General features: G+C 55.1%; 19 protein-coding genes and 1 riboswitch. Of the genes, 5 read left to right on the top strand and 14 right to left on the bottom strand.

Annotated elements, in window-relative coordinates; genetic code table 11:
• Nucleotides 1-414: 414 nt before the first annotated feature.
• Together IM265_RS20860 and IM265_RS20855 are read right to left on the bottom strand one after the other, a co-directional pair.
• Nucleotides 415-918 (bottom strand): YrhA family protein, encoded by a 504-nt coding sequence (locus IM265_RS20860; protein WP_193030488.1) that lies wholly within the window; start codon nt 916-918, stop codon nt 415-417.
• Between the two features lie 13 nt (nt 919-931).
• Nucleotides 932-2,077, bottom strand: coding sequence for an HNH endonuclease (locus IM265_RS20855; protein WP_193030490.1), 1,146 nt, complete (start codon nt 2,075-2,077; stop codon nt 932-934).
• 387 nt (nt 2,078-2,464) lie between these two features.
• Nucleotides 2,465-2,562, top strand: a riboswitch (TPP riboswitch).
• A 35-nt stretch (nt 2,563-2,597) separates the two neighbouring features.
• Between IM265_RS20855 and thiM the strand changes: the two genes are divergently transcribed.
• From thiM to IM265_RS20840, 3 genes are read left to right on the top strand one after another with little or no spacing between them, the layout of a single operon-like run.
• On the top strand, nt 2,598-3,368 hold the full coding sequence (thiM, locus tag IM265_RS20850) for a hydroxyethylthiazole kinase (RefSeq protein WP_193030492.1): 771 nt from the start codon (nt 2,598-2,600) through the stop codon (nt 3,366-3,368).
• A complete protein-coding gene (thiD, locus tag IM265_RS20845) occupies nt 3,365-4,165 on the top strand; it encodes a bifunctional hydroxymethylpyrimidine kinase/phosphomethylpyrimidine kinase (RefSeq protein ID WP_028013822.1) in 801 nt (266 codons plus the stop codon). The genes thiM and thiD overlap by 4 nt, the downstream gene beginning before the upstream one ends.
• 42 nt (nt 4,166-4,207) lie before the next feature.
• Complete coding sequence (locus IM265_RS20840; RefSeq protein ID WP_028013821.1) at nt 4,208-4,954, top strand: GntR family transcriptional regulator; 747 nt, start codon at nt 4,208-4,210, stop codon at nt 4,952-4,954.
• Here IM265_RS20840 and IM265_RS20835 read toward each other — a convergent pair.
• From IM265_RS20835 to IM265_RS20825, 3 genes are read right to left on the bottom strand one after another with little or no spacing between them, the layout of a single operon-like run.
• Nucleotides 4,928-5,881 carry a PfkB family carbohydrate kinase gene (locus tag IM265_RS20835; RefSeq protein ID WP_048957531.1) on the bottom strand — a complete coding sequence of 318 codons (954 nt, stop codon included), beginning with the start codon at nt 5,879-5,881 and terminating at the stop codon, nt 4,928-4,930. The two genes, IM265_RS20840 and IM265_RS20835, sit on opposite strands and share 27 nt — an antisense overlap.
• A complete protein-coding gene (locus IM265_RS20830) occupies nt 5,878-6,882 on the bottom strand; it encodes an ADP-ribosylglycohydrolase family protein (protein ID WP_193030494.1) in 1,005 nt (334 codons plus the stop codon). The genes IM265_RS20835 and IM265_RS20830 overlap by 4 nt, the downstream gene beginning before the upstream one ends.
• On the bottom strand, nt 6,879-8,156 hold the full coding sequence (locus tag IM265_RS20825) for a nucleoside permease (protein ID WP_028013818.1): 1,278 nt from the start codon (nt 8,154-8,156) through the stop codon (nt 6,879-6,881). The genes IM265_RS20830 and IM265_RS20825 overlap by 4 nt, the downstream gene beginning before the upstream one ends.
• Before the next feature lie 250 nt (nt 8,157-8,406).
• Between IM265_RS20825 and fbaB the strand changes: the two genes are divergently transcribed.
• The gene (gene fbaB / locus IM265_RS20820) at nt 8,407-9,459 is read left to right on the top strand and encodes a class I fructose-bisphosphate aldolase (protein WP_008500869.1); all 1,053 of its coding nucleotides are present in this window, start codon (nt 8,407-8,409) and stop codon (nt 9,457-9,459) included.
• Nucleotides 9,460-9,527: 68 nt separating this feature from the next.
• Here fbaB and yegS read toward each other — a convergent pair whose 3' ends face one another.
• Nucleotides 9,528-10,427 carry a lipid kinase YegS gene (gene yegS / locus IM265_RS20815; RefSeq protein WP_088204811.1) on the bottom strand — a complete coding sequence of 300 codons (900 nt, stop codon included), beginning with the start codon at nt 10,425-10,427 and terminating at the stop codon, nt 9,528-9,530.
• Between the two features lie 141 nt (nt 10,428-10,568).
• Here yegS and IM265_RS20810 point away from each other — a divergent pair, with 141 nt between their 5' ends.
• Nucleotides 10,569-11,069, top strand: coding sequence for a DUF523 domain-containing protein (locus IM265_RS20810; RefSeq protein ID WP_193030496.1), 501 nt, complete (start codon nt 10,569-10,571; stop codon nt 11,067-11,069).
• Between the two features lie 161 nt (nt 11,070-11,230).
• Here IM265_RS20810 and yegQ read toward each other — a convergent pair whose 3' ends face one another.
• From yegQ to IM265_RS20770, 8 genes are all read right to left on the bottom strand, one after another.
• Nucleotides 11,231-12,592, bottom strand: a complete 1,362-nt coding sequence (gene yegQ / locus IM265_RS20805) for a tRNA 5-hydroxyuridine modification protein YegQ (RefSeq protein ID WP_008500866.1) — start codon at nt 12,590-12,592, stop codon at nt 11,231-11,233.
• A 221-nt stretch (nt 12,593-12,813) separates the two neighbouring features.
• The gene (locus tag IM265_RS20800; protein ID WP_193030498.1) at nt 12,814-15,084 is read right to left on the bottom strand and encodes a hypothetical protein; all 2,271 of its coding nucleotides are present in this window, start codon (nt 15,082-15,084) and stop codon (nt 12,814-12,816) included.
• Nucleotides 15,085-15,213: 129 nt separating this feature from the next.
• Nucleotides 15,214-15,936 (bottom strand): two-component system response regulator BaeR, encoded by a 723-nt coding sequence (baeR, locus tag IM265_RS20795; RefSeq protein ID WP_193030500.1) that lies wholly within the window; start codon nt 15,934-15,936, stop codon nt 15,214-15,216.
• On the bottom strand, nt 15,933-17,336 hold the full coding sequence (baeS, locus tag IM265_RS20790) for a two-component system sensor histidine kinase BaeS (protein WP_028013813.1): 1,404 nt from the start codon (nt 17,334-17,336) through the stop codon (nt 15,933-15,935). The genes baeR and baeS overlap by 4 nt, the downstream gene beginning before the upstream one ends.
• Nucleotides 17,333-18,748, bottom strand: coding sequence for an MFS transporter (locus tag IM265_RS20785; protein ID WP_192979483.1), 1,416 nt, complete (start codon nt 18,746-18,748; stop codon nt 17,333-17,335). The genes baeS and IM265_RS20785 overlap by 4 nt, the downstream gene beginning before the upstream one ends.
• Entirely contained in the window at nt 18,749-21,826 is a 3,078-nt protein-coding gene (mdtC, locus tag IM265_RS20780; protein WP_193030502.1) for a multidrug efflux RND transporter permease subunit MdtC, read from the bottom strand.
• On the bottom strand, nt 21,827-24,949 hold the full coding sequence (locus IM265_RS20775) for an MdtB/MuxB family multidrug efflux RND transporter permease subunit (RefSeq protein WP_193030504.1): 3,123 nt from the start codon (nt 24,947-24,949) through the stop codon (nt 21,827-21,829).
• Complete coding sequence (locus IM265_RS20770; protein ID WP_041909096.1) at nt 24,949-26,151, bottom strand: MdtA/MuxA family multidrug efflux RND transporter periplasmic adaptor subunit; 1,203 nt, start codon at nt 26,149-26,151, stop codon at nt 24,949-24,951. Before IM265_RS20770 ends, IM265_RS20775 begins: the two co-directional genes overlap by 1 nt.
• Between the last annotated feature and the right edge of the window lie 135 nt (nt 26,152-26,286).

The following is a 26,286-nucleotide window of genomic DNA, read 5'->3' as shown; positions in this document are numbered from 1 at the left end:
TATTTATCTAAATCATAAATAGCATCTATAGCTAATCAGGTCTGCTGTGATAGAAATGGCATTATCCCAATAATTACAGTTAGATACAGATCAGTAGAGATTTGAAGTGAAAAAAGTATTAAACACTAATCAATAAGAAGCTCTTAAGTGTTATGGTCGAAAATAATGCAGAATGTGTAAAATAGTTAATTCAAATTTATAGATTTTTCTACATTCTTTATTATCGAATCCTTCTTGTCTTTTGAATGAAAGTTATGTTGAAACTGTCATGAGTGCTTTAGATGCAGGCGAAAAATATTTGTGTTGAAAATTTATTCAAGAATGTATCTAACGTTGATTGCTATAACTTAGTAAGAGGATTGTTATACAAAAGGGAGTGTTTAGAGAGGGGGCATGATCACCCCCATTTACAGGCTATGCTACAGTATCAAGGATCTCTCTTAAAAAATCAGTGAAACTGTCAAATGAACCAAAAACATTTTCTGTACCAACATTATCCCTAATTTCAAATAAATTAGATTTTGAATCATAAGTAAATAATGAAATACTATCTTCTCCGATCACTAATCTTTGAGCAAGATCAGGATTGATATAATCATCATTATCTCTATAAAAATCGTTCATAACAAATAAGTTTTTAACTAATGGTTCAGGTATAGAAAGACTGAATAAGGTTAATCCGTTATATTCAAATCCATCCATATACTTCAAAAAACTTACATAATCAGGTTGATTTGTAAATAACAAGTCAATTTCATCACCTAGAGTTCGTAACATAGGATGTAGAGTATTGCTAGACTCTCTGTTTTTTATGCTTTCAAGAAATGAATCTTTGATAGGGGCTTCTACTGGATACTCCCATTTATCCATCATTCCTTTTAGTTCGATAAGAATTTCATTTATGTTATTTTCCATCATTGTTCCTTTCAAATCATTTAAGTGGATAAATAGAACCAGTAGGCATAGCCCACGGAGTTATCTTACTTTCACCTGCTATCATATCTCTTGTTACGGATGATTGCATATTGGTAAACAATTTATGGTATGGTTCATTTTCAATCAATGACAGGTTTTCAAAAGCGTTAGTACCGCCATCATCTAATGGTAACTTGTGGTGAACGCTCCAACCACCAGGGACTCCGCCTTCTGACATACGTAATAAATCTGATGGACTAAACTTGTTTGCAGCTTCCGGTGTACCAGCAATGTCTTTAAGGAAATTTTTTCTGATAGAACTATTAAACTCTCGTCTTAATACTGCTGCTTCGGCTGGTTCACGTCTGACATAGTTAATTTGCTTAATTTCTAATCCATCAAGCAACTTAGTTTCACCTCTCAACTTTCCTATGTAACTATTCATTTCTTCATACAATTGAGAATTAGGTCTTTTAGCCATTAAAATAGAGGCTGCTGCTATTACTGTACCTGCTGTTTGTTCATTTAATACCTGGTCATAACCCTGTATAGCCTCACCGCCTAATTGTTCTGCAGTTTTTCTGAACCCTTCAATGTTTCCATTATAAACCCCGCCAGCGGCCAATAAACGTCCTGCTGCTTTGCTATTGATGGTCTTAGCTGATTGCGCATGTTGTATAGGGGCATCTGAATAATGAATTTTTTGTGTAGGCGCTGGTTTCCTTCCCTGATGATCATTTAAACACTTTTCATATGCTTTTTTTACTTCCATTTCAAACCATGAATGCCAATGTTCCATAAAGCAATCATAAACAAGATCACCCTTTTCATCAAAATAAAAGGGATGTTTGAAGTAATCCCATTTTTCAGTGGTGTCTATTCCGATAAGCCAGCCAGTATCTATATTATGCTGTGTGTGATCATATGCACCATCGTACAGACCATTACGTTTACGGTCATATTTGGCTGAATGAGGATTTACAAACCCACTCTTTCTGTTTGGCATTTGATGGAGGCTAAAATAAGAATAGTTGTCAGAATCAAGATCGTAGTAGATTCTTGCTCTTTCAAAAGTGACTTCCGGTCTCAGTATGTATTGAAAATCTTCGGGTTTAAGTTCCCTTGCTGCATCCCATATCATGAACAATCTGAAATCGTGCATGTAGATCCCTCACAATGCAAAAGGTTTATATTATCAGAAGAAATTATATTATCAATTATTCCCATGATAGATAAATACCTGGGATGTATTCATTGGATTGATATAAATTGCAAGCTATGAGTAACAATAAGGGAATCTATTATCTACTTTTAAACATCTTTTGAAGTGTGGTTAGTTATTTTGTCTATTGGCTTATCTTTGGCTTGGATTCTATTTCGATGGTGCCAAAAGTAGTATTTATGTAATATAAGCTCAATAAAAATCTCTATTTATCTTCTGGCGGCAGAGTTGAATTTAATTGTAAATCGAAAATCCTTGCGCCTGATCCCTACCCCCGGTTACACTAAGCATCTACAATTTGTTTCTTTGTAACTGATTGTTTTATATAGATTTGACTCGGGGTGCCCTTCTTCGTTGAAGGCTGAGAAATACCCGTATTACCTGATCTGGATAATGCCAGCGTAGGGAAGTCAGATGCCTTCGCGGTCATCGCTTCTTCACGCAAGGCAGGAGCGAACCCATGCAGCCTGACCTGCTCGATTTACACGTTTTACACCACTTCCGCACCCGTTCTCCGCTGACCCACTGCATGACCAATGACGTCGTACAGACCTTTACGGCCAACGTTTTGCTGGCTCTTGGCGCATCCCCGGCGATGGTGATTGAGGCCGAAGAGACCGAACAGTTTGCCGCGATAGCCGATGCGCTGTTAATCAACGTCGGCACGCTGACCGCACCGCGCGCCCAGTCGATGCGTCGTGCCATTGAAAGCGCGGTGGCGGCAGGCAAACCCTGGACGCTGGACCCGGTTGCGGTGGGTGCCCTGACGTTCCGAACCCGTTTTTGCCATCAAATTTTGGCACTGAACCCGACCACCATTCGCGGCAACGCCTCTGAAATCCTGGCTCTGGCCGGAATGAGCGCGGGCGGGCGCGGTGTTGATACCACCGACACCGCCGCCAGCGCGTTGCCTGCCGCTCAGGCGTTGGCCCGCCAGACCCATGCCATTGTGGTGGTCACCGGCGAGGTGGACTACATCACTGACGGAGAGCGGACCCGAACGGTAACGGGCGGAGACCCGTTAATGACGCGCGTAGTGGGAACCGGGTGCGCGCTTTCTGCCGTTGTGGCGGCGAGCTGCTCGCTGCCGGGGGACCGGCTGGATAATGTTGCCGCCGCCTGCGGATGGATGAAGCGCGCCGGAACGGCAGCCGTTGCGCGCTCGCGCGGGCCAGGCAGTTTTACCAGCGCCTTCCTGGATGCGCTCTATACGCTGGAGGAACAGGCATGAAGCGGATTAACGCCCTGACCATTGCCGGCACCGATCCCAGCGGCGGCGCAGGCATCCAGGCCGATCTGAAAACCTTCTCGGCCCTTGGCGCGTATGGCTGCTCGGTGATTACCGCGCTGGTAGCGCAAAACACGCGCGGCGTGCAGTCGGTCTACCGTATCGAGCCGGATTTTGTTGCCGCGCAGCTGGATTCGGTGTTCAGCGACGTGCGGATTGATACCACCAAGATCGGCATGCTGGCCGAAACGGACATTGTGGAGGCGGTGGCCGAGCGGCTAAAACGCTATCAGGTGCAAAACGTGGTGCTGGATACCGTCATGCTGGCAAAAAGCGGCGATCCGCTGCTCTCCGCCTCCGCCGTTGAGACGCTGCGCAATAAGCTGCTGCCGCAGGTGGCGCTCATCACGCCCAATCTGCCGGAAGCCGCCGCGCTGTTAGGCACGTCGCACGCGCAAACTGAACGCGAAATGAAAGAGCAGGGGTATGCGCTGCTGGCGATGGGCTGCGGCGCGGTGCTGATGAAAGGCGGTCATCTGGATGACGCTGAAAGCCCGGACTGGCTCTTTACCCGCGACGGCGAGCAACGTTTTACGGCTCCGCGCGTACAGACCAAAAACACCCACGGCACGGGGTGCACCCTCTCCGCCGCGCTGGCGGCGCTGCGCCCACGGCATGACGGCTGGGCTGATACGGTGCGAGAAGCGAAAATCTGGCTCTCGGCGGCGCTGGCAAAAGCCGATACTCTGGAAGTCGGTCACGGTATTGGGCCGGTTCATCATTTTCATGCGTGGTGGTAACCCAGTATACTGGCAGGAAACACCACGCCTGAGAAAACAGAGATGGAACAAGCGCATACCCGGTTAATCGCTCAACTGACTGAACGGATCGCCGCGCCTGACAACACGCCGCTGTACCTGAAATTTGCCGAAACGGTAAAAAACGCGGTGCGTAGCGGCGTGCTGGAGCACGGGAACATTTTGCCCGGCGAGCGCGATCTGAGCCAGTTAACCGGCGTGTCGCGGATCACCGTGCGCAAAGCGATGCAGGCGCTGGAAGCCGAGGGCGTTGTCACGCGTGCCCGGGGTTACGGCACGCAAATTAACAACATCTTCGAATACTCGCTCAAGGAAGCGCGCGGGTTCTCTCAGCAGGTGGTGCTACGCGGTAAAACGCCTAATACGCTGTGGGTCAATAAACGCGTGGTGAAATGCCCGGAAGAGGTGGCGGGCCACCTGTCGCTGGAGCCGAACAGCGACGTCTTTTTGCTGAAGCGTATTCGCTATGTGGATGACGATGCGGTGTCGATTGAAGAGTCCTGGGTGCCGGTTGGGCTCATTCCCGAACCGGATGCGATAGGGATTTCGCTGTACGACTACTTCCGCAGTCAGAATATCTTCCCGCAGCGCACCCGTTCACGGGTCAGCGCCCGCATGCCGGACAGCGAGTTTCAGGCGCACATAAAGATGGACGAAAAAATACCGGTGCTGGTGATCAAGCAGGTTGCGCTTGACCAGCAGCACCGGCCGATTGAGTACAGCATCAGCTACTGTCGCAGCGACCTATACGTCTTTGTGTGCGAGGAGTAATTCCTCACGAGTGGGCGCGCAGTCGCCGCCGCGATGGCTCACCACCCAGGACGCCACGGCATTCCCCAGCAGAACGGCGTCTGCCAGCGACCATCCCGCCGCCAGCCCGGCAAGCGTGCCGCCCGCGTGGCTGTCGCCAGCGCCAATGGTGTCCACTACCGTGGCGGGGAACGCCGGAACAACGCCCGATGCGTCGCCATCATACCAGGCAGCCCCGTCTTTATCATGCCGCACAATCAGCGCGGCGCCGAAGCGCTGCTGCCACTCCTCGCCCAGGTTTTCAGCCTCAACGCCCAGCCTTTCAGCAGCGAGCTCCGCTTCCTGACGATTAAGGGACACGATCGGCCTGCAGGCCATAATCCGCGCCATCAGCGCGTCGGGGATATCCGCGATGCGTGGGCCGAAATCGATAAGCGCCGTCACGTCCTCCAGCCCTTCAAGCCAGCCCGTCAACAGCTCGCCGCACGGCGAGGCCAGCTGGTAGCCGGAGAGATAAACCAGGCTATTTTGCGGGACGTTTAGCTCATCAAGCCAGCGCTGCTGCCACTGGTTCTCGACGCCGCTAAAGGACATAAAGGTGCGCTCGCCGTCAGGCTCCACCAGGGCCAGACACCAGCCGTTGTCGCCGGTTTCAGCCTCCACGGCGCTGTGCAGATCCTGCTTCGCCATCGCGTTACGAATAATATCCGCCCACACGCCGTGGCCGACGGGAAGGGCGTTTTGCGCCGCAATGCCGAGCCGTTTCAGGGCGATGGCGATATTCAGCGCGCAGCCGCCGATATTCACCCCCTGCTGTTTAAGCTCGATATCACACCCGCGCCAGGGCAGGGCGTAGGCGTCGGCGATGACGTCAATCACCGCTGCGCCCAACACCGTCACCGGGCGCGTGGCGTGCAGGGTGTCGAGACGTTGGGCAAATGCATTCATACGCCCTCCCTTTGCTCCCTGAAGTGCAGCAGTTTTTCGCAGTAGTGACCGAAATCGAGCTGATTAACGGCGTCGAGTTCGGCTTTGAGCGCCGGGTCAATGGCCTGCACGCCGTGGAGCGCGCCGCAGATGGCCGTCGCCATCGCGCCAATGGTGTCGGTATCGCCACCCAGATTGGCGCATAAAATGGCGCAGCGGTTCGGGTCGGTTCCCGCCAGCTCAACCATCGCGATGGCTGCCGGAACGGACTCAATGGTGCTGGTACCTGCGCCAGTGAGCTGATAAATCTGCTCGCTGGCGGAGTCGATGCCGTTGGCGTCCCGCACGGTCTTAAGCGCCAGCTCAATGCGTGCCGCGAGCGACGCGCTGAAGGTGGTGGTTTTCGCCTCCTGCGCATAGCGGGCGATCCCCGGCAGGGCATCGACGATGTTCTGCCAGCGTTCCCCGTCGATGGCGCGGGAAACCGCCCAGGCAATCACCACCGCGCCGGCAATGGCGAGATCCGATTTATGCGTCGGGCTGGAGGCCTGCGCCACCTGGTTCACAAAGTGCTCCAGCCGCGTCGCCGGGAGCAGGCAGCCCAGCGGGGAGGCGCGCATCGCCGCCCCGTTAGTCACGCCGTTGTTGTCCAGCTCGCTGACCGGCTTCCCGTCACGAATCGCGTTAAGCGCGATTTTCGAGGTCGGGCCGAGCACGTTCTTGTTGAACGCGTCGAAGTCGAGCGCCCAGTTCAGGATATGCTTGCCGATAACATCCGCGTTAATCTCCCCGTCGCACTCGATAATCGCATCGGCCAGGCACAGCGCCATCGAGGTGTCATCGGTGAACTCTGCCTGTTTGAAATAGCAGGCCGCGTTATTCTCTGCCGGGCCGGGTAAAAAACGGTCGATCCAGCCGAAGTGCGTCTTGACGCGCTTTCTCGGCCACAGCTCCGACGGCATGCCCATCGCATCCCCTAACGCCTGGCCGTAAAGGGCCCCGAGAATACGGTCTTGTTTCATTTAACTTCCCCTTGTGTCAGCGCGGTATCGCCATCAACCACCTCAATTGCGGTGATCTCTTTATCCGATTCGCGGAAAAACAGCATAAACAGCACGGCAATCACGGCAATCATGACTGCACCAAATGTCCACATTCCGGCCCAGTTGAAGGTCAGCCCATTCACCGGCTCTTTGTAAGCGAACATTTTTTCCATCATCACGCCGCCCAGGCGGTAACCCAGCAGGCTACCAAACCCCTGACAGCACAGCGTAATCAGGCCTTGCGCGGCGGTGCGCATGTGCACCGGCGCTTTTTTATCCACGTAGATGTACGCGGTCACGTAGTAGAAGTCATAGCTCACGCCGTGCAGCAGGATGCCGAGGAACAGCAGGGCGTAGGTGAAGTACTGTTCAGCGCCACCGTAGACGAAGAAGCCGTAGCGGATGGCGGCGGTAATCAGGCCCAGCAGTAAGACCTTCTTAATACCAAAGCGTTTGGTAAAGAACGGCAGGGCGAGCATAAAGAAGATTTCAGAGAACTGGCCGAGCGTCATCCAGCCGGTGGCGTTTTTCATCCCCACTTCGGTGAGATAGCCGTTGGCGAAGATGTAGTAGAAGGCCAGCGGCATGGCGAACAGGAACGAGCAGAAGAAGAACACCAGGAAGTTTTTGTCGCGCAGCAGGACCAGCGCATCCAGCCCCAGCATCACTTTGAAATCCAGCTTGCCGGTACTTTTCGGCGGCGTGTTTGGCAGGAACAGGGCAAAGACGCCGAGCAGGGCGGAGCTGGCTGCGGTCATCAGCAGCGGAATATTGGTATCGGAAATATCGCTGTAGCCGAGCATCTGTGGCAGGAACCCGCACGCCAGCCCCGAGGCGATCCAGCCGATGGTGCCCATCACGCGGATACGCGGGAAATCAGCCTCAACGTCGTCCACGTTCGCGAAGGCAATGCTATTGGTCAGCGCGATGGTCGGCATATAGGTCAGGGAATAGACCAGCAGCAGCGGGAAGAAGGTGCTGAACTGGGTTTGCTGCGCGGCGAAGTACATCAGGATCGCGCCGGCGAACATCAGCACCGACAGTACTTTCTGCGCGGCGAAGAAGCGGTCCGTCAGCGAGCCGACCAGGATAGGAGAGAGGATCGCGGCAATCGCGGTACAGGCGTAAGACCAGCCAATTTCCCCGGCGGTAAACCCGCTTTTGCTCAGCCACAGCCACAATGGCACAAACCACGCGCCCCAGATAAACCATTCAACAAACATCATGAATGACAGTTGGACTTTCGTTTTCATTTTTTAATCCTGCATGTCAGATAAGGTACGCCTTTAACATACCACTCAATAATACCTTTTAAATACCTTTGTGGCGATTGTTTGATCAATGTAACAGTTTTGTTGTACACGAATCGAGCCAGCAGATTGTGCTGAAAAAAAATGCATATGGTGGAAAATCTGTTAAGTCGGTACCAGGCTTAGTCTGCCCATAAAAGATGGGACTGGATAAACACACACCGACACGACGTCGGATTTACGGGAGTATCACATGACTGATATTGCGCAGTTGCTTGGCAAAGACGCCGACAGCCTTTTACAGCATCGTTGTATGACCATTCCAGCCGACCAGCTTTACCTGCCTGGTCACGACTACGTTGACCGCGTGATGGTGGATAACAACCGTCCGCCTGCGGTTCTGCGAAACATGCAGACCCTCTACAACACCGGGCGACTCGGCGGCACCGGGTATCTCTCTATTCTGCCGGTGGACCAGGGCGTTGAGCACTCGGCGGGCGCCTCTTTCGCGGCGAATCCGCTCTACTTCGATCCGAAGAATATTGTTGAGCTGGCGATTGAAGCTGGCTGTAACTGTGTAGCCTCCACCTACGGCGTGCTGGCTTCGGTTTCGCGTCGCTATGCCCACCGCATTCCGTTCCTCGTGAAGCTGAATCACAACGAAACTCTCAGCTACCCCACCGAGTATGACCAGACCCTCTACGCCAGCGTCGAGCAGGCGTTCAACATGGGGGCGGTGGCCGTCGGGGCGACGATTTACTTCGGCTCTGAACAGTCCCGTCGTCAGATTGAAGAGATCTCCGCAGCGTTTGAGCGCGCGCACGAGCTGGGTATGGTGACCGTGCTGTGGGCGTACCTGCGTAACTCGGCGTTCAAAAAAGACGGGGTGGATTATCACGTCTCCGCCGACCTGACCGGCCAGGCGAACCATCTGGCGGCCACCATCGGCGCGGACATCGTGAAGCAGAAAATGGCGGAGAATAACGGTGGCTATAAAGCGGTGAACTTTGGCTACACCGACGATCGCGTTTACAGCAAGCTGACCAGCGATAACCCGATCGACCTGGTGCGCTACCAGCTGGCGAACTGCTATATGGGCCGCGCGGGGCTGATTAACTCGGGCGGCGCGGCGGGCGGCGATACTGACCTGTCCGATGCGGTGCGTACGGCGGTTATCAACAAACGCGCGGGCGGCATGGGGCTGATCCTTGGCCGTAAGGCGTTCAAGAAATCAATGGCCGACGGCGTGAAGCTGATCAATGCGGTTCAGGACGTCTATCTGGACAGTAAAGTCACAATTGCCTGACGTCTCCATCTCCCTCTCCCCGTGGGAGAGGGTTGGGGTGAGGGCATCATCGCGCACCGTGTGAAACATCAGCGCAAAAGCACACAGTCCGGCGGCAGCCTGCACTCCAGCGCGCCGGGCAATACCTCAATGCGGAACTGCGTCCCGCTAAGAGGCTCTCCGTCGAGGTTAAACGTCATCCCGTGCGGAGCATTCACCTCGAACCACGCCGATTTACCGTCAATGATATTCGGGCTCTCTTCCGGCTGCGTCAGCGTGGTAAACAGCGCGGGCAGCAGACCGTCGCCGGTGAAAATGCGCAGCTGTAGCTGACCATCGTTAATCAGCGCCTCCGGGCAGAGCTGCTGTCCGCCGCCTGCCTGACGTCCGTTGCCAATCCCAATTACCAGCGCGTCGCCCTGCCACTGAAAATCCTCACCGCGAATTTCGCATCGGTCCGGCTTGAGGGTGTCCATACGCATCAATCCGTGGATCAGGTACGACACGCCGCCCAGCGCCGCCTTCAGTTTTTCCGGCGTTTCGCTGGTAATGCGCGTGCCGAATCCACCCGTCGCCATATTGATAAAGCAGGTTTTGTCATTCACCTGGGCGATATCCACGGCGGTGGCTTTGCCGAGGATCGCCAGCTGAAGCGCCTTCTCTAAATCTTCTGGGATCCCGGCGCTGGTGGCAAAATCATTGGCGGTGCCGAGCGGTAATATGCCCATCACCGGGCGATCTGCCGGTGGCAGGTCGATAAGCGCAGAGGCGATCTCATTGATGGTGCCATCGCCGCCGCCGGAAATGATGGTGCTGATACCTAACGCTAAGCCTTCGTTGATATAGCGTGCCGCGTCGCCTTTTTCCCACGTCACGCGCACGTGGATACGTGCGCCGTCGTCACGCAAACCCATAATCGCCTGACGCAACGGATCGTTGCCTGCACTTTTGCCATTGAGAATCAATAAACTGTCTGGATAGGTTGCCATCCTCGCTGCTCCCTTTTTTAGCGTTAGTAAGAGTGTATAGCAGAGAGGGAAAAAGCGGGTAAGAACAGGATGAAAGGAACAAAATATGCCCGAAAGCGCGTTACACTCCAGCGATGATATTAACGTAATCACAGGAAAGTGATGATGAATAAAATTTTGGTAAGCGCGTGCCTGATGGGCTTCAGGGTCCGTTATAACGGAAGTGAAAAAGCGAGAATGAAAGCGCAACTCGCTCGCTGGCAACAGGAACAACGTCTGGTTATCCACTGCCCTGAATTGGCTGCCGGGCTGCCTGTACCGCGTCCTCCGGCAGAGATTATGTCCGCTGATGGCAAAGACGTAATGCGCGGCCAAGCCAGAATTATTGAAAATACCGGGCAGGACGTTACTGAGCAGTATCAGCTTGCAGCCTGGCTTGCGCTACGCGCTGCTCAGGAGTCGGGGTGTAGCGCTGCATTGTTAACCGATGGCAGCCCAACGTGCGGCAGTGAGTTTATTTATGACGGATCGTTTCGCGGTATACAGAAAGCGGGGATGGGGGTTGCTGCATCGTTGCTCGCTGAGAATGGGATCGCCGTGTTCTCAGAGAAGCAAATCGACGAACTCATTGCCTGGGTTGAGGAGAGAGAAGGCAAAAAATAAGCCCGCGTAAGGGAGATTACGCAGGCTAAGGAGGTGGTTCCTGGTACAGCTAGCATTTATGGGTTATGTTTTTCAGCGGGGGGATAATACCCGTATTGAACGAAGCGGTATGTGATCCGATTCTAAGAATTATCCCAGCGCGAAAAAATTTCCCTGATTGACTATTTGCCGTGTGGATTACGTGTGCTTTCACCGTTGAAGTTACGCATCAGCAGCGCGAACTTCAGCTCCACTTCTTCCGGAACCGGCAGCCAGACGGTATGCCCGTCGCCCGGCGCAACCTCAATCGCTTCGCCTTTGCCGTTTTCCAGATGCTCCAGCGTGAAGTTCATGTTGCCCTGCGGGGTCATCAGCTCCAGGCTGTCGCCTTTGGTGAACTTGTTTTTCACCGCCACGGCCGCCAGCGCGCCTTTGCGCTCGCCGGTGAAGTCGCCGACAAACTGCTGGCGCTCGGAAACGGAGTAGCCGTGCTCGTAGTTCTGGTAGTCGTCGTGGGTATGACGGCGCAGGAAGCCTTCGGTATAGCCGCGGTGCGCCAGGCCTTCCAGCGTTTCCAGCAGGCTGGTATCGAACGGTTTACCGGCGGCCGCATCGTCGATGGCTTTACGGTACACCTGTGCGGTACGCGCGCAGTAGTAATAGGATTTGGTGCGGCCTTCAATCTTCAGGGAGTGCACGCCCATCTGAGTCAGGCGCTCAACGTGGGCGATGGCGCGCAGATCTTTCGAGTTCATGATGTAGGTGCCGTGCTCGTCTTCAAAGGCGGTCATGTACTCGCCCGGACGTTTGGCTTCTTCAATCATAAACACGCTGTCGGTTGGCGCGCCGATGCCCAGCGTAGGCTCAACGTTGGTCACCGGAATAGGCTCGTGCTTGTGGACGATGTTGCCGATATCGTCCTCTTTGCCTTCCTGGACGTTATATTCCCAGCGGCAGGCGTTGGTGCAGGTGCCCTGGTTCGGGTCGCGCTTGTTGATATAGCCAGAGAGCAGGCAGCGGCCGGAGTAGGCCATGCACAGCGCGCCGTGAACGAAGATTTCAATTTCCATGTCCGGCACCTGAGTGCGGATTTCTTCAATCTCTTCCAGCGAAAGCTCGCGGGACAGAATGACGCGGGTCAGCCCCATCTGCTTCCAGAATTTTACCGTCGCCCAGTTGACGGCGTTAGCCTGTACGGAGAGGTGAATATCCATTTCCGGGAAGTTCTCCCGAACCAGCATGATTAAACCCGGGTCTGACATGATCAGCGCGTCCGGCCCCATATCCACCACCGGCTTCAGGTCGCGGATGAACGTTTTCAGCTTGGCGTTGTGCGGCGCGATGTTGACCACCACGTAGAATTTTTTACCCAGAGCATGCGCCTCGTTGATGCCGAGCTGCAGGTTCTCGTGGTTGAATTCGTTGTTACGCACGCGCAGCGAGTAGCGTGGCTGGCCCGCATACACGGCGTCGGCGCCATAGGCGAAAGCGTAACGCATATTTTGCAGCGTTCCCGCCGGGGAAAGGAGTTCCGGTTTAAACATGTTTGTTCTCGTTCTGATGACAGGTCAGATCCGCATGCACCAGGTGCAGCGGTAAGGGGAGATCCCCTACTTTAAGGGCGGGCATTGTAGCGCTGCGGGGCAGGGAGGTAAACCATAACTATGGTAGTATTTAAAAAACTAATACTCAGACGAGTTAGTATGATTAAATTTGATTTACAATTTAATGGGGCAAAATTCACCCCATTTATAATAAATTGATTTCAATCTAGTTTGGTAAGTAAAGTAGCGAAACTTTTTAAATATGTAGTCTTACTCTTTTCATTAAAACCAGAAACGATAGTGTGACTCAGTAAATCCACTAGGGTTTCTTTGTATTTTGCATCGGAAAATAGTTTTCTCACTTTTTTCATTTCATTTTTAAATTCTTTATGAGTAAATAAAAGCACTTGACTAATTATATTGTATTTTTCGATGTCTATTTCATTTTGGTCAATGTTTTCACCAATTACTTTACGTTTTAATCGGGTGATTAGATTAACTATTTCCCCTTGCTCAGCAGGGTTGTCACCTACAATGATTGAAAGAGTGTCGATCAAACTAGTTGTATTTTCTTTAAAGAAATACTCTTCTGAAATTGTAGCTAACACTCCATCTTTCAAAGATGATGGTGAAATTTTCATTCCAAGCATTGAAAGACGTTCTATTGCTCTTTGTGGTGTATACACCAACCATTCATATGATGGATAAAAACTTCGTACAACGTTTCTCAATTCATACTGTGTTGAATCTAGAGTTACAATCATTGGTGTACTGAAATAACCTTTATCATCACAGTGTAAACGGTTATCACCAAGAACTGCTGAGCAAATAACGTCATTTTCAATTGCCTTCGGAGCACGATTTTTTAAAGCAATTTCACGTGAAAATTTGCTCTTTACTTTGTAGAGATAGTCAGTTGGCAAATTATCAAAATAATCAATTATTTCAATGTTACATATCTGAAGAAAATCATGTACACAAGCAGCGTAGGCATCAAAACGATTTGTAATTGGTATATCTTCATCTTCAATCCCAATAAATTCAAACAAGAAATTATGAAACCCAAATCTATCAGGTTGGTCAGCCTTCCATTTTAAATATATATTTAAAAATACATTTTTGGTTCCGCCAAGCTCGTTGATTAAATCAGCTGTAGCGAATTGGCTAATTTTATCAGCCTGTTCGAGGTGTCTAACTGTTTCTTCAAAATGCTCAATAGTTGCCCTTATTTTTTTATTTTTAAGGCCATTGATGCTTTCTCGCATAATATTGACATTCTTAAGTGATCTATCTAATAACTCTTTCTTTGAAAATCGTGTTACTGCGAGATAAGGAATTAAGACGGGGGCATCTAGATAAATGAAGAACATTTTTTCTTCGATGTATTTCTCTAGTTTTCTATTGCTTAGCAAGTTTAAACAAAGTTTAGCAGAGCAGTGTTCAGATAAATAATTACTTTCATTGGCTAATTCTACTAAATGTTGTGATAATGCTTCAGCTGAAATATTATTAGAATCGAGATTGCAATGTTTGGTGATTAACACGCTTAATTCGTTAATAATTGTTTTTATTATTTGTGCTTTTGGTGGCTGGAAATCCAGTTCAGTTATTTGAACATCTACTGAAGCTTCATACGCTTTTTTTATCAAGTCAAGTATCTGCGTCGCTAGTTTTTCCCCTTTATACTGTGTAAGTTCCCGTTCAAGTAATTCTATTAGTTCTACTTCTTGGGCTGTCTCTCTTAGCAAGGTATTCTCAATTCTTATTTTTTCTTGTAAAGAAAGAGAGTAGTTAGGTGAGTTGAATATAATTCTGCCATTTTTTGAAAGATAATTTAATCTTCCAATTAGAGCTCCTCTTTTTATAGAGATGCCATCAATATTTTCAAGGATTTCATCGAGTGTCTTATCCCCTTCAGAAAGAAGGGATAATATATTGGCATCGGTGATTGAGTTTTTTAAATTGGCGCTATCTTTGCTTAATAGTAAATATTCATAAAAAGTTCTTTGTTTAATATCTAAGATTAAATCGGTGTTAGCACTTAGTTTATGTATGTCTTTGATTAGAAAATTAAGTAGATCAGGATAGTTATTTGTTATATCTTGTCCAAGTCGTTTTGCATCAAAAAATTCCAGTGTTATTCCATATTCTTTCTTTGCTTTTGTTTTTATTTTGTCCAATGTAAATTCGGATGCTGGGTGACTCCAAAAGAAATTCAGAGTGGCTGGGTAATTGTGTTCATCGACCAAAACGGTGATTTTCTTTAAATCGGCTTCGATTTTTTCCTCTAGTCGATTTTCTTGTATAGAAATCTGAGTTGCTTCTTTTATTTCTTTGTTTCTAATCTTGTAAACAAGATCTTTTCCATTATCCCAGGGGCCGCCAATGAGATAGGCTTCTACACCGAAAGCATGGCTAACATATCTCCGGACCAATTCTTCGAAATCTGTTTCATTTTTTATAGTACTAATAAATTTCTGATTGTTTTCCATTTTATTTCTCAGCTGTTTTTGTTATCAAAGTTGTCAATGCGTTATCTATTTAAAATATAACATTTTAAGAAAGAACTTCAATAAATGAACTATATATGTTAATGTCAGAAAAAAGGTAAGCCATCAAAGTCACACAATCCTGCACGCATCCGCTTCCCAGCGATATCCCACGCCATACACCGCGCGAATAAATGACTGCTCGGCGTCCAGCGCCTCCAGCTTGCGGCGCAGGTTTTTGATGTGGCTGTCGATGGTGCGATCGGTCACCACGCGGTAATCGTCGTACAGGTGGTTCAGCAGCTGTTCGCGGGAGAAGACTTTTCCCGGCTCGTGGGAGAGGGTTTTCAGCAGGCGGAACTCCGCAGGGGTGAGGTCCAGCAGCTTGCTGCGCCAGCTCGCCTGGAAGCGGCTCTCATCCACAATCAGCGGGCTTTCGGCGTCCAGCATCTGAAGCTCGCGCTTCGGCCTGCAGCGGCGCAGAATGGTTTTCACGCGGGCCACCACCTCACGCGGGCTGTAGGGCTTGCAGATGTAGTCGTCCGCGCCGATTTCGAGCCCCAGCAGACGGTCAATCTCTTCGATTTTAGCGGTAACCATGACAATAGGCACGTCGGAGAAGCGACGAATCTCCCGGCACAGGGTCAGGCCATCAACGCCAGGCAGCATTAAATCCAGCAGGATAAGATCCGGCGGGGTCTGGCGCACGTACGGCAGCACCTGGTCGCCGTGGCTGATCAGTGACGGGGCATAGCTGGCCGCGCGTAAATAGTCGATCAGCAGCTGTCCCAGCTTGGGTTCGTCTTCGACGATCATAATGCGCGGCGTGTTTTCGTCAATCGGTAACTCGGTCATACTTCTCTCGATAAATCCCGTTCCAGAGGTAACTCTACTGTAATGCTAACCCCGCCAAAAGGCGAATGGGCGGCGCGAATGGTGCCATTATGCGCCTCGACGATGTTAACGCAAATCGCCAGCCCCAGGCCGGAACCGCCGCTGGCGCGGTTGCGGGAGCCTTCGGTGCGGTAAAAGCGCTCGAACAATTTTTCCAGCTGCGCGTCCTGCACGCCGGGGGCGGAATCCGCGAAGGTGAGGGCGAAGCGCCCGTTGTCCTGCCTGCCGGAGATATGCAGCCCGCCACCGCTGTCGGTGTAGCGCAGGCTGTTCTCCAGCAGGTTGTTGAACAGCTGCATCAGCCGGTCTTTGTCGCCAAATACCACCGCGCTGTCCGGCAGGGAGAGGTCGATTTTCAGGTTGCGACTGGCAAAGCGCTCGCGGAAGGCGCCGCTGGCAACTTCGAGCACGTTAATCACATCAACGGGCGCCTTCTGGTAGGCCAGCGCCCCTTCGTCGGACATGGATAGCTGGTGGAGATCGTCCACCAGCTTGGTGAGCGTGCCCACCTCCGCCTGCAGAGAGGCCACCGATTCGGGCGTAAACTGGCGTACGCCGTCCTGAATCGCCTCCAGCTCGCCGCGCAGCACTGCCAGCGGGGTGCGCAGCTCGTGGGAAATATCGGCCATAAAGTCGCGGCGCATCTGCTGGTTTTTCTCCAGCGTGCTGGCGAGCTGGTTAAAGTCCTGCGCCAGCTTGCCCAGTTCGTCCTGGCTGCGGGTGTCGACGCGGGTGGTGAAATCCCCGGCGGCCAGCTTGTGCGTGCCTTCCACCAGCCGTTTCACCGGCGCGAGCAGACCGCGCGCCAGCGGGAAGGTGGCGAGCGCGGCGAGCAGGGTGGAGAGAGCGACGATCAGCCAGCTGGTCCGGCGCTGCTGGCGGTCAAAATTGATATCGGTGTTGCGCGTCAGGCGCTCCACCGGTGAGGCGATAACCCAGCCGACGGTCGCGTTATTCACCTTAATCGCCCGGCGGGTGCCGTCCGGCGGTATCGGGGCGCGCGGCCCAACCAGCGTGCGCATATCCTGATCGATTACCCAGAACTGGGTGCGCCAGCCGTGTGGCGGCATGCCCGGGCCAGGCCGATCGTCGCCGGCATCGTGCTCCAGCGAGCGCAGGATCTGGAAAATAAAGCGGTCGTTATTGCGCAGAAAACGCCAGTTGCCGTGCTGGGCGTACTGTTCACTCAGCGCATCGCTTAAGCCCTGTAAACGCTGTTCATTGCCATGCTTGATGTAATCAATAAAACCGCGCTCAAAGCTGATCCGCACCGCCCAGTGCATGGTGATCAGCAGGACGATACAGGTGGCGAAGATCGCCACGAAGAGCTTGCCGGTAATACCCGGACGCCAGAATTTCATGAGCCACTCCTTTTGCCGCGCCTAATCACGACGTTCTTGCTGGTATCATCCGGCACTCTGGCGAAGATGAAAGCGGGCAGGGCGATAATCACCGCCATGCTGAGATAGGTATACAAAAAGACCTGATGCGCCACCGGCGTGTCGACGCTGAGGTGATGCTGACCGTACATGCCGAGCAGTAACCCCGCGATAGTCACGCCCACGCTCATGGAGAGCTGCATGATCATCGACAGCAGGCTGTTGCCGCTGCTCGCCAGATCGTCCGGCAGGTCTTTCAGCGTCAGGGTATTCATCGATGAGAAGCGCATGGAGTTGATCATCCCCTGGCAGAACAGCACCAGTGGCAGGACGTAGTACCAGCCCATCAGCGCCACGGTCATAAACAGCAGGCTCACCAGCGACAGCCCCAGTGTGGCGGCCACCAGCACGTGACGGTAGCCAAAGCGGTTCACCACCTGCACCACGATGCGCTTCATCCCCATGCTGCCGAGCACCATCGGGATCATCATCAGGCCCGCGTGAAACGGCGAAAACCCCATGCCAATTTGCAGAAACACGGGCGTCATAAACGGCAGCATGCCGCTGCCGATACGTCCGGCGAAGCTGCCGAACAGGCCAAGGCGGTAGGTGGGATTTTTAAATAAGTTCAGGCTGAACAGCGCCTGGTCATTCCCGCGAGCGTGCCACAGATACCACAGAATGGCGGTGATGCCGATAACCACCAGCACCCCGAGCGTCAGGGCGGAGATCCCCAGCCCCTTTTGCCCGTCGAGCGCCAGGGTGAGCGTAGCCATGCCCGCCGCCAGCAGAATAAAGCCTAAGAAATCAAAGCGCCGCGTCTGCATTTTGTAATTCGGCATCAGCGTCAGGGTGGCGATGGCGCCGATGATGCCCACCGGCAGATTGATCAAGAAGATCCAGTGCCAGGAGGCGTACTCCACCAGCATCCCGCCCAGCGCCGGTCCCAGCAGCGGCCCCACCTGGCCGGGCAGGGTGACGAAGGTCATCGCCGCCATGTACTGCTCGCGTGGCACAATCTTCATCACCGTTAACCGCCCGACGGGCACCATCATCGCCCCGCCGACGCCCTGCAGCACGCGCGCCGTTACCAGCTGGTCGAGGGTGCTGGCCTGGGCGCAAAACAGCGAGCCAGCGGTAAACAGCACAATAGCCGTGAAGAAAATATTCCGCACGCCCACTTTGTCCGCCAGCCAGCCGCTGGCAGGCAGCATCACCGCAACCGTCAGCACGTAGGAGACAATCACCATGTGCATATGCAGCGGGCTCTCCCCCAGGCTTTTCGCCATGGAGGGGAGGGCGGTGTTGACGATGGTCGTATCCAGCGACTGCATAAAGAAGCCGAAGGCGACTATCCACAATTGCCAGCGAACGTTGCTGGGAAGCTCAGTCATTTACCCGGTCACCGTGGTTCTGTTTTTACGCGAAAAGCGCAGCCGCAGGCGGTCGAAGAACAGATAGACCACCGGCGTGGTGTACAGCGTCAGCAGCTGGCTCATCACCAGGCCGCCGACGATGGTGATCCCCAGCGGCTGGCGCAGCTCTGAGCCGTCTCCGCCCGAGATAACCAGCGGCAGTGCGCCAAACAGCGCCGCCAGGGTGGTCATCATGATCGGACGAAAACGCAGCAGGCAGGCCTGGAAGATCGCCTCCTCCGGCGAGAGGTTGCCGTTGCGCTGGGCGTCCAGCGCAAAGTCCACCATCATGATGGCGTTTTTCTTAACAATGCCGATTAACAGCATAATCCCGATAAGCGCGATCAGGCTGAACGGCGCGCCGAACAGCTCCAGCGCAAGCAGCGCTCCCACGCCCGCCGACGGCAGCGTCGAGAGGATGGTCAGCGGATGAACGTAGCTCTCATACAGGACGCCAAGCACAATATAGACCGTGGCGATGGCGGCCAGAATCAAAATCACCTGCGAGTTCATCGTCTCCTGGAATACCTGCGCGGTCCCGGCAAAGCTGCCGCGCACGGTGGACGGTACGCCAAGCTGCGTCATCGCGCGGTTGATCGCGTCGCTGGCCTCGGAAAGCGACGAACCGGCGGGCAGGTTAAAGGAGATGGTCGACGCCGCCGACAGCCCCTGATGGTTCACCGACAGCGGCGCGTTGGCTGGTCGCCAGCTGGCAAAGTAGGAGAGCGGTATCGCCTTGCCGTCGCTGTTAATCACAAACATTTTATCCAGCGCACTTATGTCCTGGGTGTAGCGCGGGTCAACCTCCATCACCACCTTGTACTGGTTCATCGGCTGATAGATGGTGGAGATCTCCCGCTGGCCGAAGGCGTTATTTAGCAGGCTGTTGGCGGCTTCAACGTTGATGCCCAGCCGCGACATGGTTTCACGGTCGTAGGTCAGGGCCATCTCCGCGCCGTTGTCCTGCTGATCGGAGTTCACGTCCGCCAGCTCCGGCAGGGCGGCCAGCGCCTTACGGATCTTCGGCTCCCACTCGCGCAGGGCGGCTAAATCATCTGAGAGCAACGTGTACTGATAGCTGGCGTTCGCCTGCCGCCCGCCGACGCGGATATCCTGAACGGCCATCAAAAACAGGTTTGCGCCCGGCTCTTTGGCGAGCTTCACACGCAGGCGGTCAATCACCTGCTGCGCCGTTTCGTTGCGCTCGCCGCGCGGCTTAAGGGTAATGAACATCATCCCGCTGTTAACGCGCGAGCCGCCGGTAAAGCCAGTGACGTTGTCTACAGCCGGATCCTCACGAATGATCTTCATAAAGTCCTGCAGCTTGCCGCGCATCGCCTGGAATGAAATGCTCTGGTCCGCCTGAATGCCGCCCATCAGCACCCCGGTGTCCTGCTCCGGGAAGAAGGTTTTCGGGATGGTGATGTACATCCAGACGTTGAGCCCAATGGTGGCGATCAGCACCAGGCCGACCAGCCGCGTGTGGTTCAGCACCCACTTCAGCGATTTGCCGTAGCCTTCCTGCATCGCCATCAGAAAACGACCAAAGCCTTTGCGGCGCGGCTGCGAGTGAGGCTTGCTGCGCTTGAGCATCCAGCCGCACATCATCGGCGTCAGCGTCAGGGAAATCACCAGCGAAATCCCGATGGCGACCGAGAGCGTGACGGCAAACTCCCGCAGCAGCCTGCCCGGCAGCCCGCCCATCAGCAGCAGTGGCAGGAATACCGCCACCAGCGACAGGCTCATGGAAAGTACCGTAAAGCCCACCTCGCGCGTGCCCTGCAGCGCGGCCTGCAGCGGTTTCACGCCCGCTTCAAGGTGGCGGGAAATGTTCTCCAGCACCACGATGGCGTCATCCACTACGAAGCCCGTCGCAATCGTCAGGGCCATCAGCGACAGGTTGTTAAGGCTAAAGCCACACAGGTACATGGCGGCAAATGTCCCAATCAGCGACACCGGCACGGCCACCGCCGGGATCAGCGTCGCGCGGCCGGAGCGCAGGAACAGGAACACCACCAGGATCACCAGCGCGACGGAGATAATCAGCGTTTGCTCCACCTCTTCAAGCGAGGCGCGGATGGTCGGGGAGCGATCCTGGGCAATCTGCAGATCGATTGCTGCCGGGATGGTCTCCTGTAGCTCCGGGAGGCGGGCGCGAATGCTGTTCACCGTCTCAATAATGTTCGCCTCCGGCAGCTTGCGGATCATCAGCAGGATGGCCGGTTTAGCGTTGGTCATCCCGGCGTTGCGCACGTCCTGCACCGAGTCGGTGACGCTGGCGACGTCGCTCAGGCGTACCGCCGCGCCGTTGTTGTAGTGAATAATCAGCGGCTGGTATTCCGCGGCGGTTTTTAGCTCGTCGTTAGTGTGGATCTGCCAGCGGTGGCTGCCGTCCTCAATCGCCCCCTGCGGTTTACGCACGTTGGCGCTGCTGATGGCGGAGCGCACGTCGTCCAGCGACACGCCCTGATTGAACAGCGCCTGCGGGTTCAGGCCCACGCGCACGGCGGGCAGAGAACTGCCGCCAACGCTCACGTCACCCACGCCGTTGATTTGTGAGATCGTCTGCGCCAGCTGGGTCGAGGCAAAGTCGTAGAGCTGCCCCTGAGAATAGGTGTCCGAAGTCAGCGTCAGGATCATGATTGGCGCGTCGGACGGATTGGCCTTGCGGTAGGTCGGACGGCTCGGCATCCCGCTCGGCAGAAGGCTTTGCGCGGCGTTGATGGCCGCCTGCACGTCACGGGCGGCACCGTTAATATCCCGGTCGAAGCTGAATTCCAGAATGATGCGCGTGCTGCCCAGCGAGCTGCTGGAGGTCATCTCGTTGACCCCCGCAATCCGCCCAAGAGAACGCTCCAGCGGCGTGGCAACGGACGAGGCCATGGTCTCCGGTGACGCACCCGGCAGCGAGGCGCTGACCATGATCACCGGGAAATCCACCTGCGGCAGGGGGGCAACTGGCAGCAGCCGGAAGCCCAGCACGCCGCACAGGGTAATGGCGACGGAGAGTAAAATCGTCGCCACCGGACGGTAAATGAAGAGGGCGAAAAACTTCACTTACGCCTCCTCTTCACGTTTCGGGAAACGGCTTTTGGTCCACAGCGCCAGGCGGTCAAACAGCAGATAGATCACCGGCGTGGTGAAGAGCGTCAGCACCTGACTCACCAGCAGGCCCCCGACCATACCGATACCCAGCGGGCGGCGCAGCTCCGCGCCGACGCCGGTGCTGAGCATCAGCGGCAGCGCCCCCAGCAGGGCGGCCAGCGTGGTCATCAGGATCGGGCGGAAACGCAGCAGGCAGGCCTGGAAGATGGCATCGCGCGGCGACATGTCCTGCTCGCGCTCGGCGGCCAGCGCAAAGTCGATCATCATGATGGCGTTTTTCTTCACGATCCCGATAAGCAGGATGATGCCGATGATGGCAATAACGTCCAGCTCGCTGCCCGCCAGCATCAATGCCAGCAGCGCCCCCACGCCCGCCGTTGGCAGGGTAGAGAGGATGGTGATTGGGTGGATAAAGCTTTCGTACAGCACGCCAAGCACGATGTACATCGCCACGACCGCCGCGACGATCAGCCAGACGGTGTTCCCCAGCGCGGCCTGGAACGCCAGCGTGCTGCCCTGGAACTGGGTCTGAATGTCGGACGGGAAGCTGAGCGCTTTTTCAGCAGCCTGGATGGCTTCCACCGCCTCGCCCAGCGAGTAACCGTCCGGCACGTTGAAGGAAATGGTGGTGGACGGGAACTGATCCAGGTGGTTAATCGACAGCGGGGTATAGCGCTCCTCCACCGTGGCGATGGCGCTCAGCGGCACAATGCCGCCGTCTTTGCTGGTCAGGCGCACCGAGTCCAGCGCGGCCAGGCCGGGGGTGTTCTCGGTGTTGTGTTCCAGCACCACGCGGTACTGGTTCGCCTGGGTGTAGATGGTGGAGATCAGGCGCTGTCCGAAGGCGTTGTACAGGGCGTTGTCCACATCAGACATGGTGATGCCCAGACGGCTGGCGGTGTCGCGGTTAACGTTCACGTACGCCGCCAGCCCTTTGTCCTGCCAGTCGCTGCTGACGTCGACGAGCTGCGGCAGGGTGTTAAGTTTTTCAACCAGCTGCGGCACCCAGGTGCTGAGGGCGTCAAGCGACGTAGCCTGGAGCGTGAACTGATACTGCGTGCGGCTGACCTGGGTATCAATGGTCAGATCCTGAATCGGCTGCAGGTAAAGCTCAACGCCCGGCACGCGGGCCACGGCGCTTTGCAGGCGCTCGATGACGGCGTTCACGCGGTCGTCGCGCTCATCCAGCGGCTTGAGGTTGATCTGCAGACGCGCGCTGTTGAGCGACGGATTGGTGCCATCCACCCCCACGTAGGACGTCAGGCTCTCCACCGCCGGGTCTTTCATGATGATCTCAGACACCTGCTGCTGGCGCTGCGCCATGTTCGCGAAGGAGACCGACTGCGGAGCCTGAAGCGTGCCCTGAATAATGCCGTTATCCTGGATGGGGAAGAAACCTTTCGGAATAAAAATCCACAGCATTACGCTGAGCGCCAGCGTGCCCAGCGCCACGCCAAGCGTTGCCCACGGATGGTTCAGCACTTTCGCCAGCACGCGACCGTAGGCGGCAATAATTCGCTCGAACATCCGCTCGGAGGCGCGGGAGAAGCGGTTTTGCTTGCGCAGGGACTCGTGGCTTAGCATGCGGGCGCACATCATCGGCGTCAGGGTCAGCGACACCACGGCAGAGATCAAAATGGCGACCGCCAGCGTCACGGCAAACTCGCGGAACAGCCGCCCGACGATGTCGCCCATAAACAGTAGCGGGATCAGCACCGCAATCAGCGAGAAGGTCAGCGAGATAATGGTAAAGCCGATTTCCCCTGCGCCCTTCAGCGCGGCGGCCAGCGGCTTTTCACCTTTCTCGATATAGCGCGAGATGTTCTCGATAACGACGATGGCGTCATCCACCACGAACCCGGTGGCGATGGTGAGCGCCATCAGCGTCAGGTTGTTAATCGAAAAGTCGAGGAACACCATCACCGCAAAGGTCCCGACCAGCGAGAGCGGCACAGCGACGGCGGGGATAATGGTTGCCGGAACGTTGCGCAGGAACAGGTAAATGATCATTACCACCAGCGCAATCGCCAGCATCAGCTCGAACTGGGTATCGGTGACCGACGCGCGAATGTTGGTGGTGCGGTCGGAAAGGACTTTTACGCTGACCGATTTCGGCAGGCTTTCAATCAGCTGTGGCAGCATGGTGCGGATGCTGTCGGCGGTTTCGATGATGTTGGCGCCCGGCTGGCGCTGCACGTTCATCACGATCGCCTGCTGCTTGTTCGCCCACGCGCCGAGCCAGCTGTTTTCCGCGCCTTGTTCCACGGTGGCGACATCGCCCAGGCGGATCGGCGCGCCGTTCTGGTACGCCACAATCAGCTGACGGTATTCGTCGGCGGACTGCATCTGGTCGTTTGCCGAGAGGGTGACCGCACGGGTCGGGCCGTCCAGCGAGCCTTTCGCCGAGTTGACGTTGGCACTGCTGATGGCGGTGCGGATGGTTTCGCTGGTCAGCCCCAGCGCGGCAATCGCCTGTGCGTTAAGCTTCACGCGCACGGCCGGGCGCTGGCCGCCCGCCAGCGTGACGAGGCCGACGCCGGAGACCTGAGAAATCTTCTGCGCCACGCGGGTTTCGACCATGTCTTCGACCTGGGTCATCGGCATGGCGGAGGAGGTAACGGCCAGCGTCATGATCGGCGGATCCGCCGGGTTCACCTTGCTGTAGACCGGCGGGTTAGGCAGGTCCGACGGCAGCAGGTTGGTGGCGGCGTTGATGGCGGCCTGCACTTCCTGCTCGGCGACGTCCAATGACAGCGTTAGCTGGAACTGCAGCGTCACGACGGATGCCCCGCCGGAACTCTGGGAGGACATCTGTTTTAACCCGGACATCTGGCCAAACTGGCGCTCCAGCGGGGCGGTAATGGCGGACGTCACCACGTCCGGGCTGGCGCCAGGATAGAGAGTGACAACCTGAATCGTTGGATAATCCACCTCCGGCAGCGCCGACACGGGCAGGAAGCGGTAGCCAATGATCCCGGCCAGCAGGATCGCCACCATCAACAGCGTGGTGGCGACAGGGCGGAGGATAAACAGGCGTGACGGCCCACCTGTAGAGCTCGGGGGCATAACCTGCATCAGGAGGTCGCTCCCTGTTTCGCAGGTTCAACCACCTCAACTTTCGCGCCTTCGGTGAGGCGGTCGATGCCGTCGGTGACCACGCGGTCGCCGGCGGAGAGCCCGGCGCTGATGACCACCGTCTGGCTGTCCTGAATCCCGGTTTTCACCAGATGCTTGCTCACTTTATTGTCGCTGTTCAGCACCCAGACAAAGCTTCCTTCGTTACCCATCTGCAGCGCTGCGGTGGGGATCACCACCGCGTTCTCTTCGGTAGCGACCAGCATTCGCGCGTTGACGAACTGGTTCGGGAAGAGGGCATCGTCCTGGTTGTTAAAGCGCGCCTTCAGCTTGATGGTGCCGGTGGTGGTATCGATCTGGTTGTCCAGACTGAGCAGGGAACCCTCGCTCAGCTTCTGCTTGTTGGTGCGGTCCCAGGCTTCCACCACCAGGCCTTTACCGGCTTTTTGCGCCTGCATGACGGTTGCGATATCGCTTTCCGGCAGGGTAAAGACTAAATCAATCGGGTGGGTCTGGGTGATCACCACGATGCCCGTGGTGTCGCCGCTGGAGATCTGGTTACCGATATCGACCTGCTTCAGGCCCACACGTCCGTCAATCGGCGCGGTGATGCGGCTCCAGTCCAGCTGCAGCTGCGCGCTGGCGACGGCGGCCTCGTCGGCTTTGATGGTGCCCTGCGTTTCGCTGACCAGCGACTGCTGGGTGTCCAGCTCCTGACGAGAAACGAGGTTGGTTTTCACCAGCTGCTGGTAGCGCGCCAGATCGCGACGGGCGTTGGCGAGGGTGGCTTTGTCTTTCGCGAGCTGCCCCTGCGCCTGAGCGAGGGCGACTTTAAACTGGCTCGGGTCGATTTCCGCCAGCAGATCGCCCGCTTTGACCTGCTGACCTTCCTGGAAGTGGATCGCGATGAGCTGACCGTCAACGCGGCTGCGCACCGTGGCGGTGTTGGCGGCGGTAATGGTTCCGAGCCCCGTCAGATAACGCGGAACGGCTTTGCTCACCGCCGTCGCCGCCTGAACCGGTGCCAGCGCGCCGCCGCGCATGCCGTGACGGCCGCCGCCAGCCGGGCGCTGGGCCTGGCTGCTGGCGCCAGCGGGAGCGGCGGAGTTCGCAGATTGACTGTGCCAGTACCAGGCGGCGGCAAGGACCACCACAATGATGCCAGCGGCGATTGCCCAGCGGGATTTGTTACTGCCTTTCATCGTTATACGTTCTCATCCTGAATACTTCGGGGAATGATACTAGTTTAGTCAGCTAACACAGCGGAAAAATGGAGGAAATATGGAAGACTGTCAGGAATGGTCTGAGTGTGGCGATCGTTTTAGCCGGGTAAGGCG

The organism is Enterobacter cloacae complex sp. P17RS, from assembly GCF_014895885.1.
Lineage (GTDB): Bacteria > Pseudomonadota > Gammaproteobacteria > Enterobacterales > Enterobacteriaceae > Enterobacter > Enterobacter bugandensis.
This window is presented reverse-complemented; position numbering and strand designations above follow the sequence as displayed.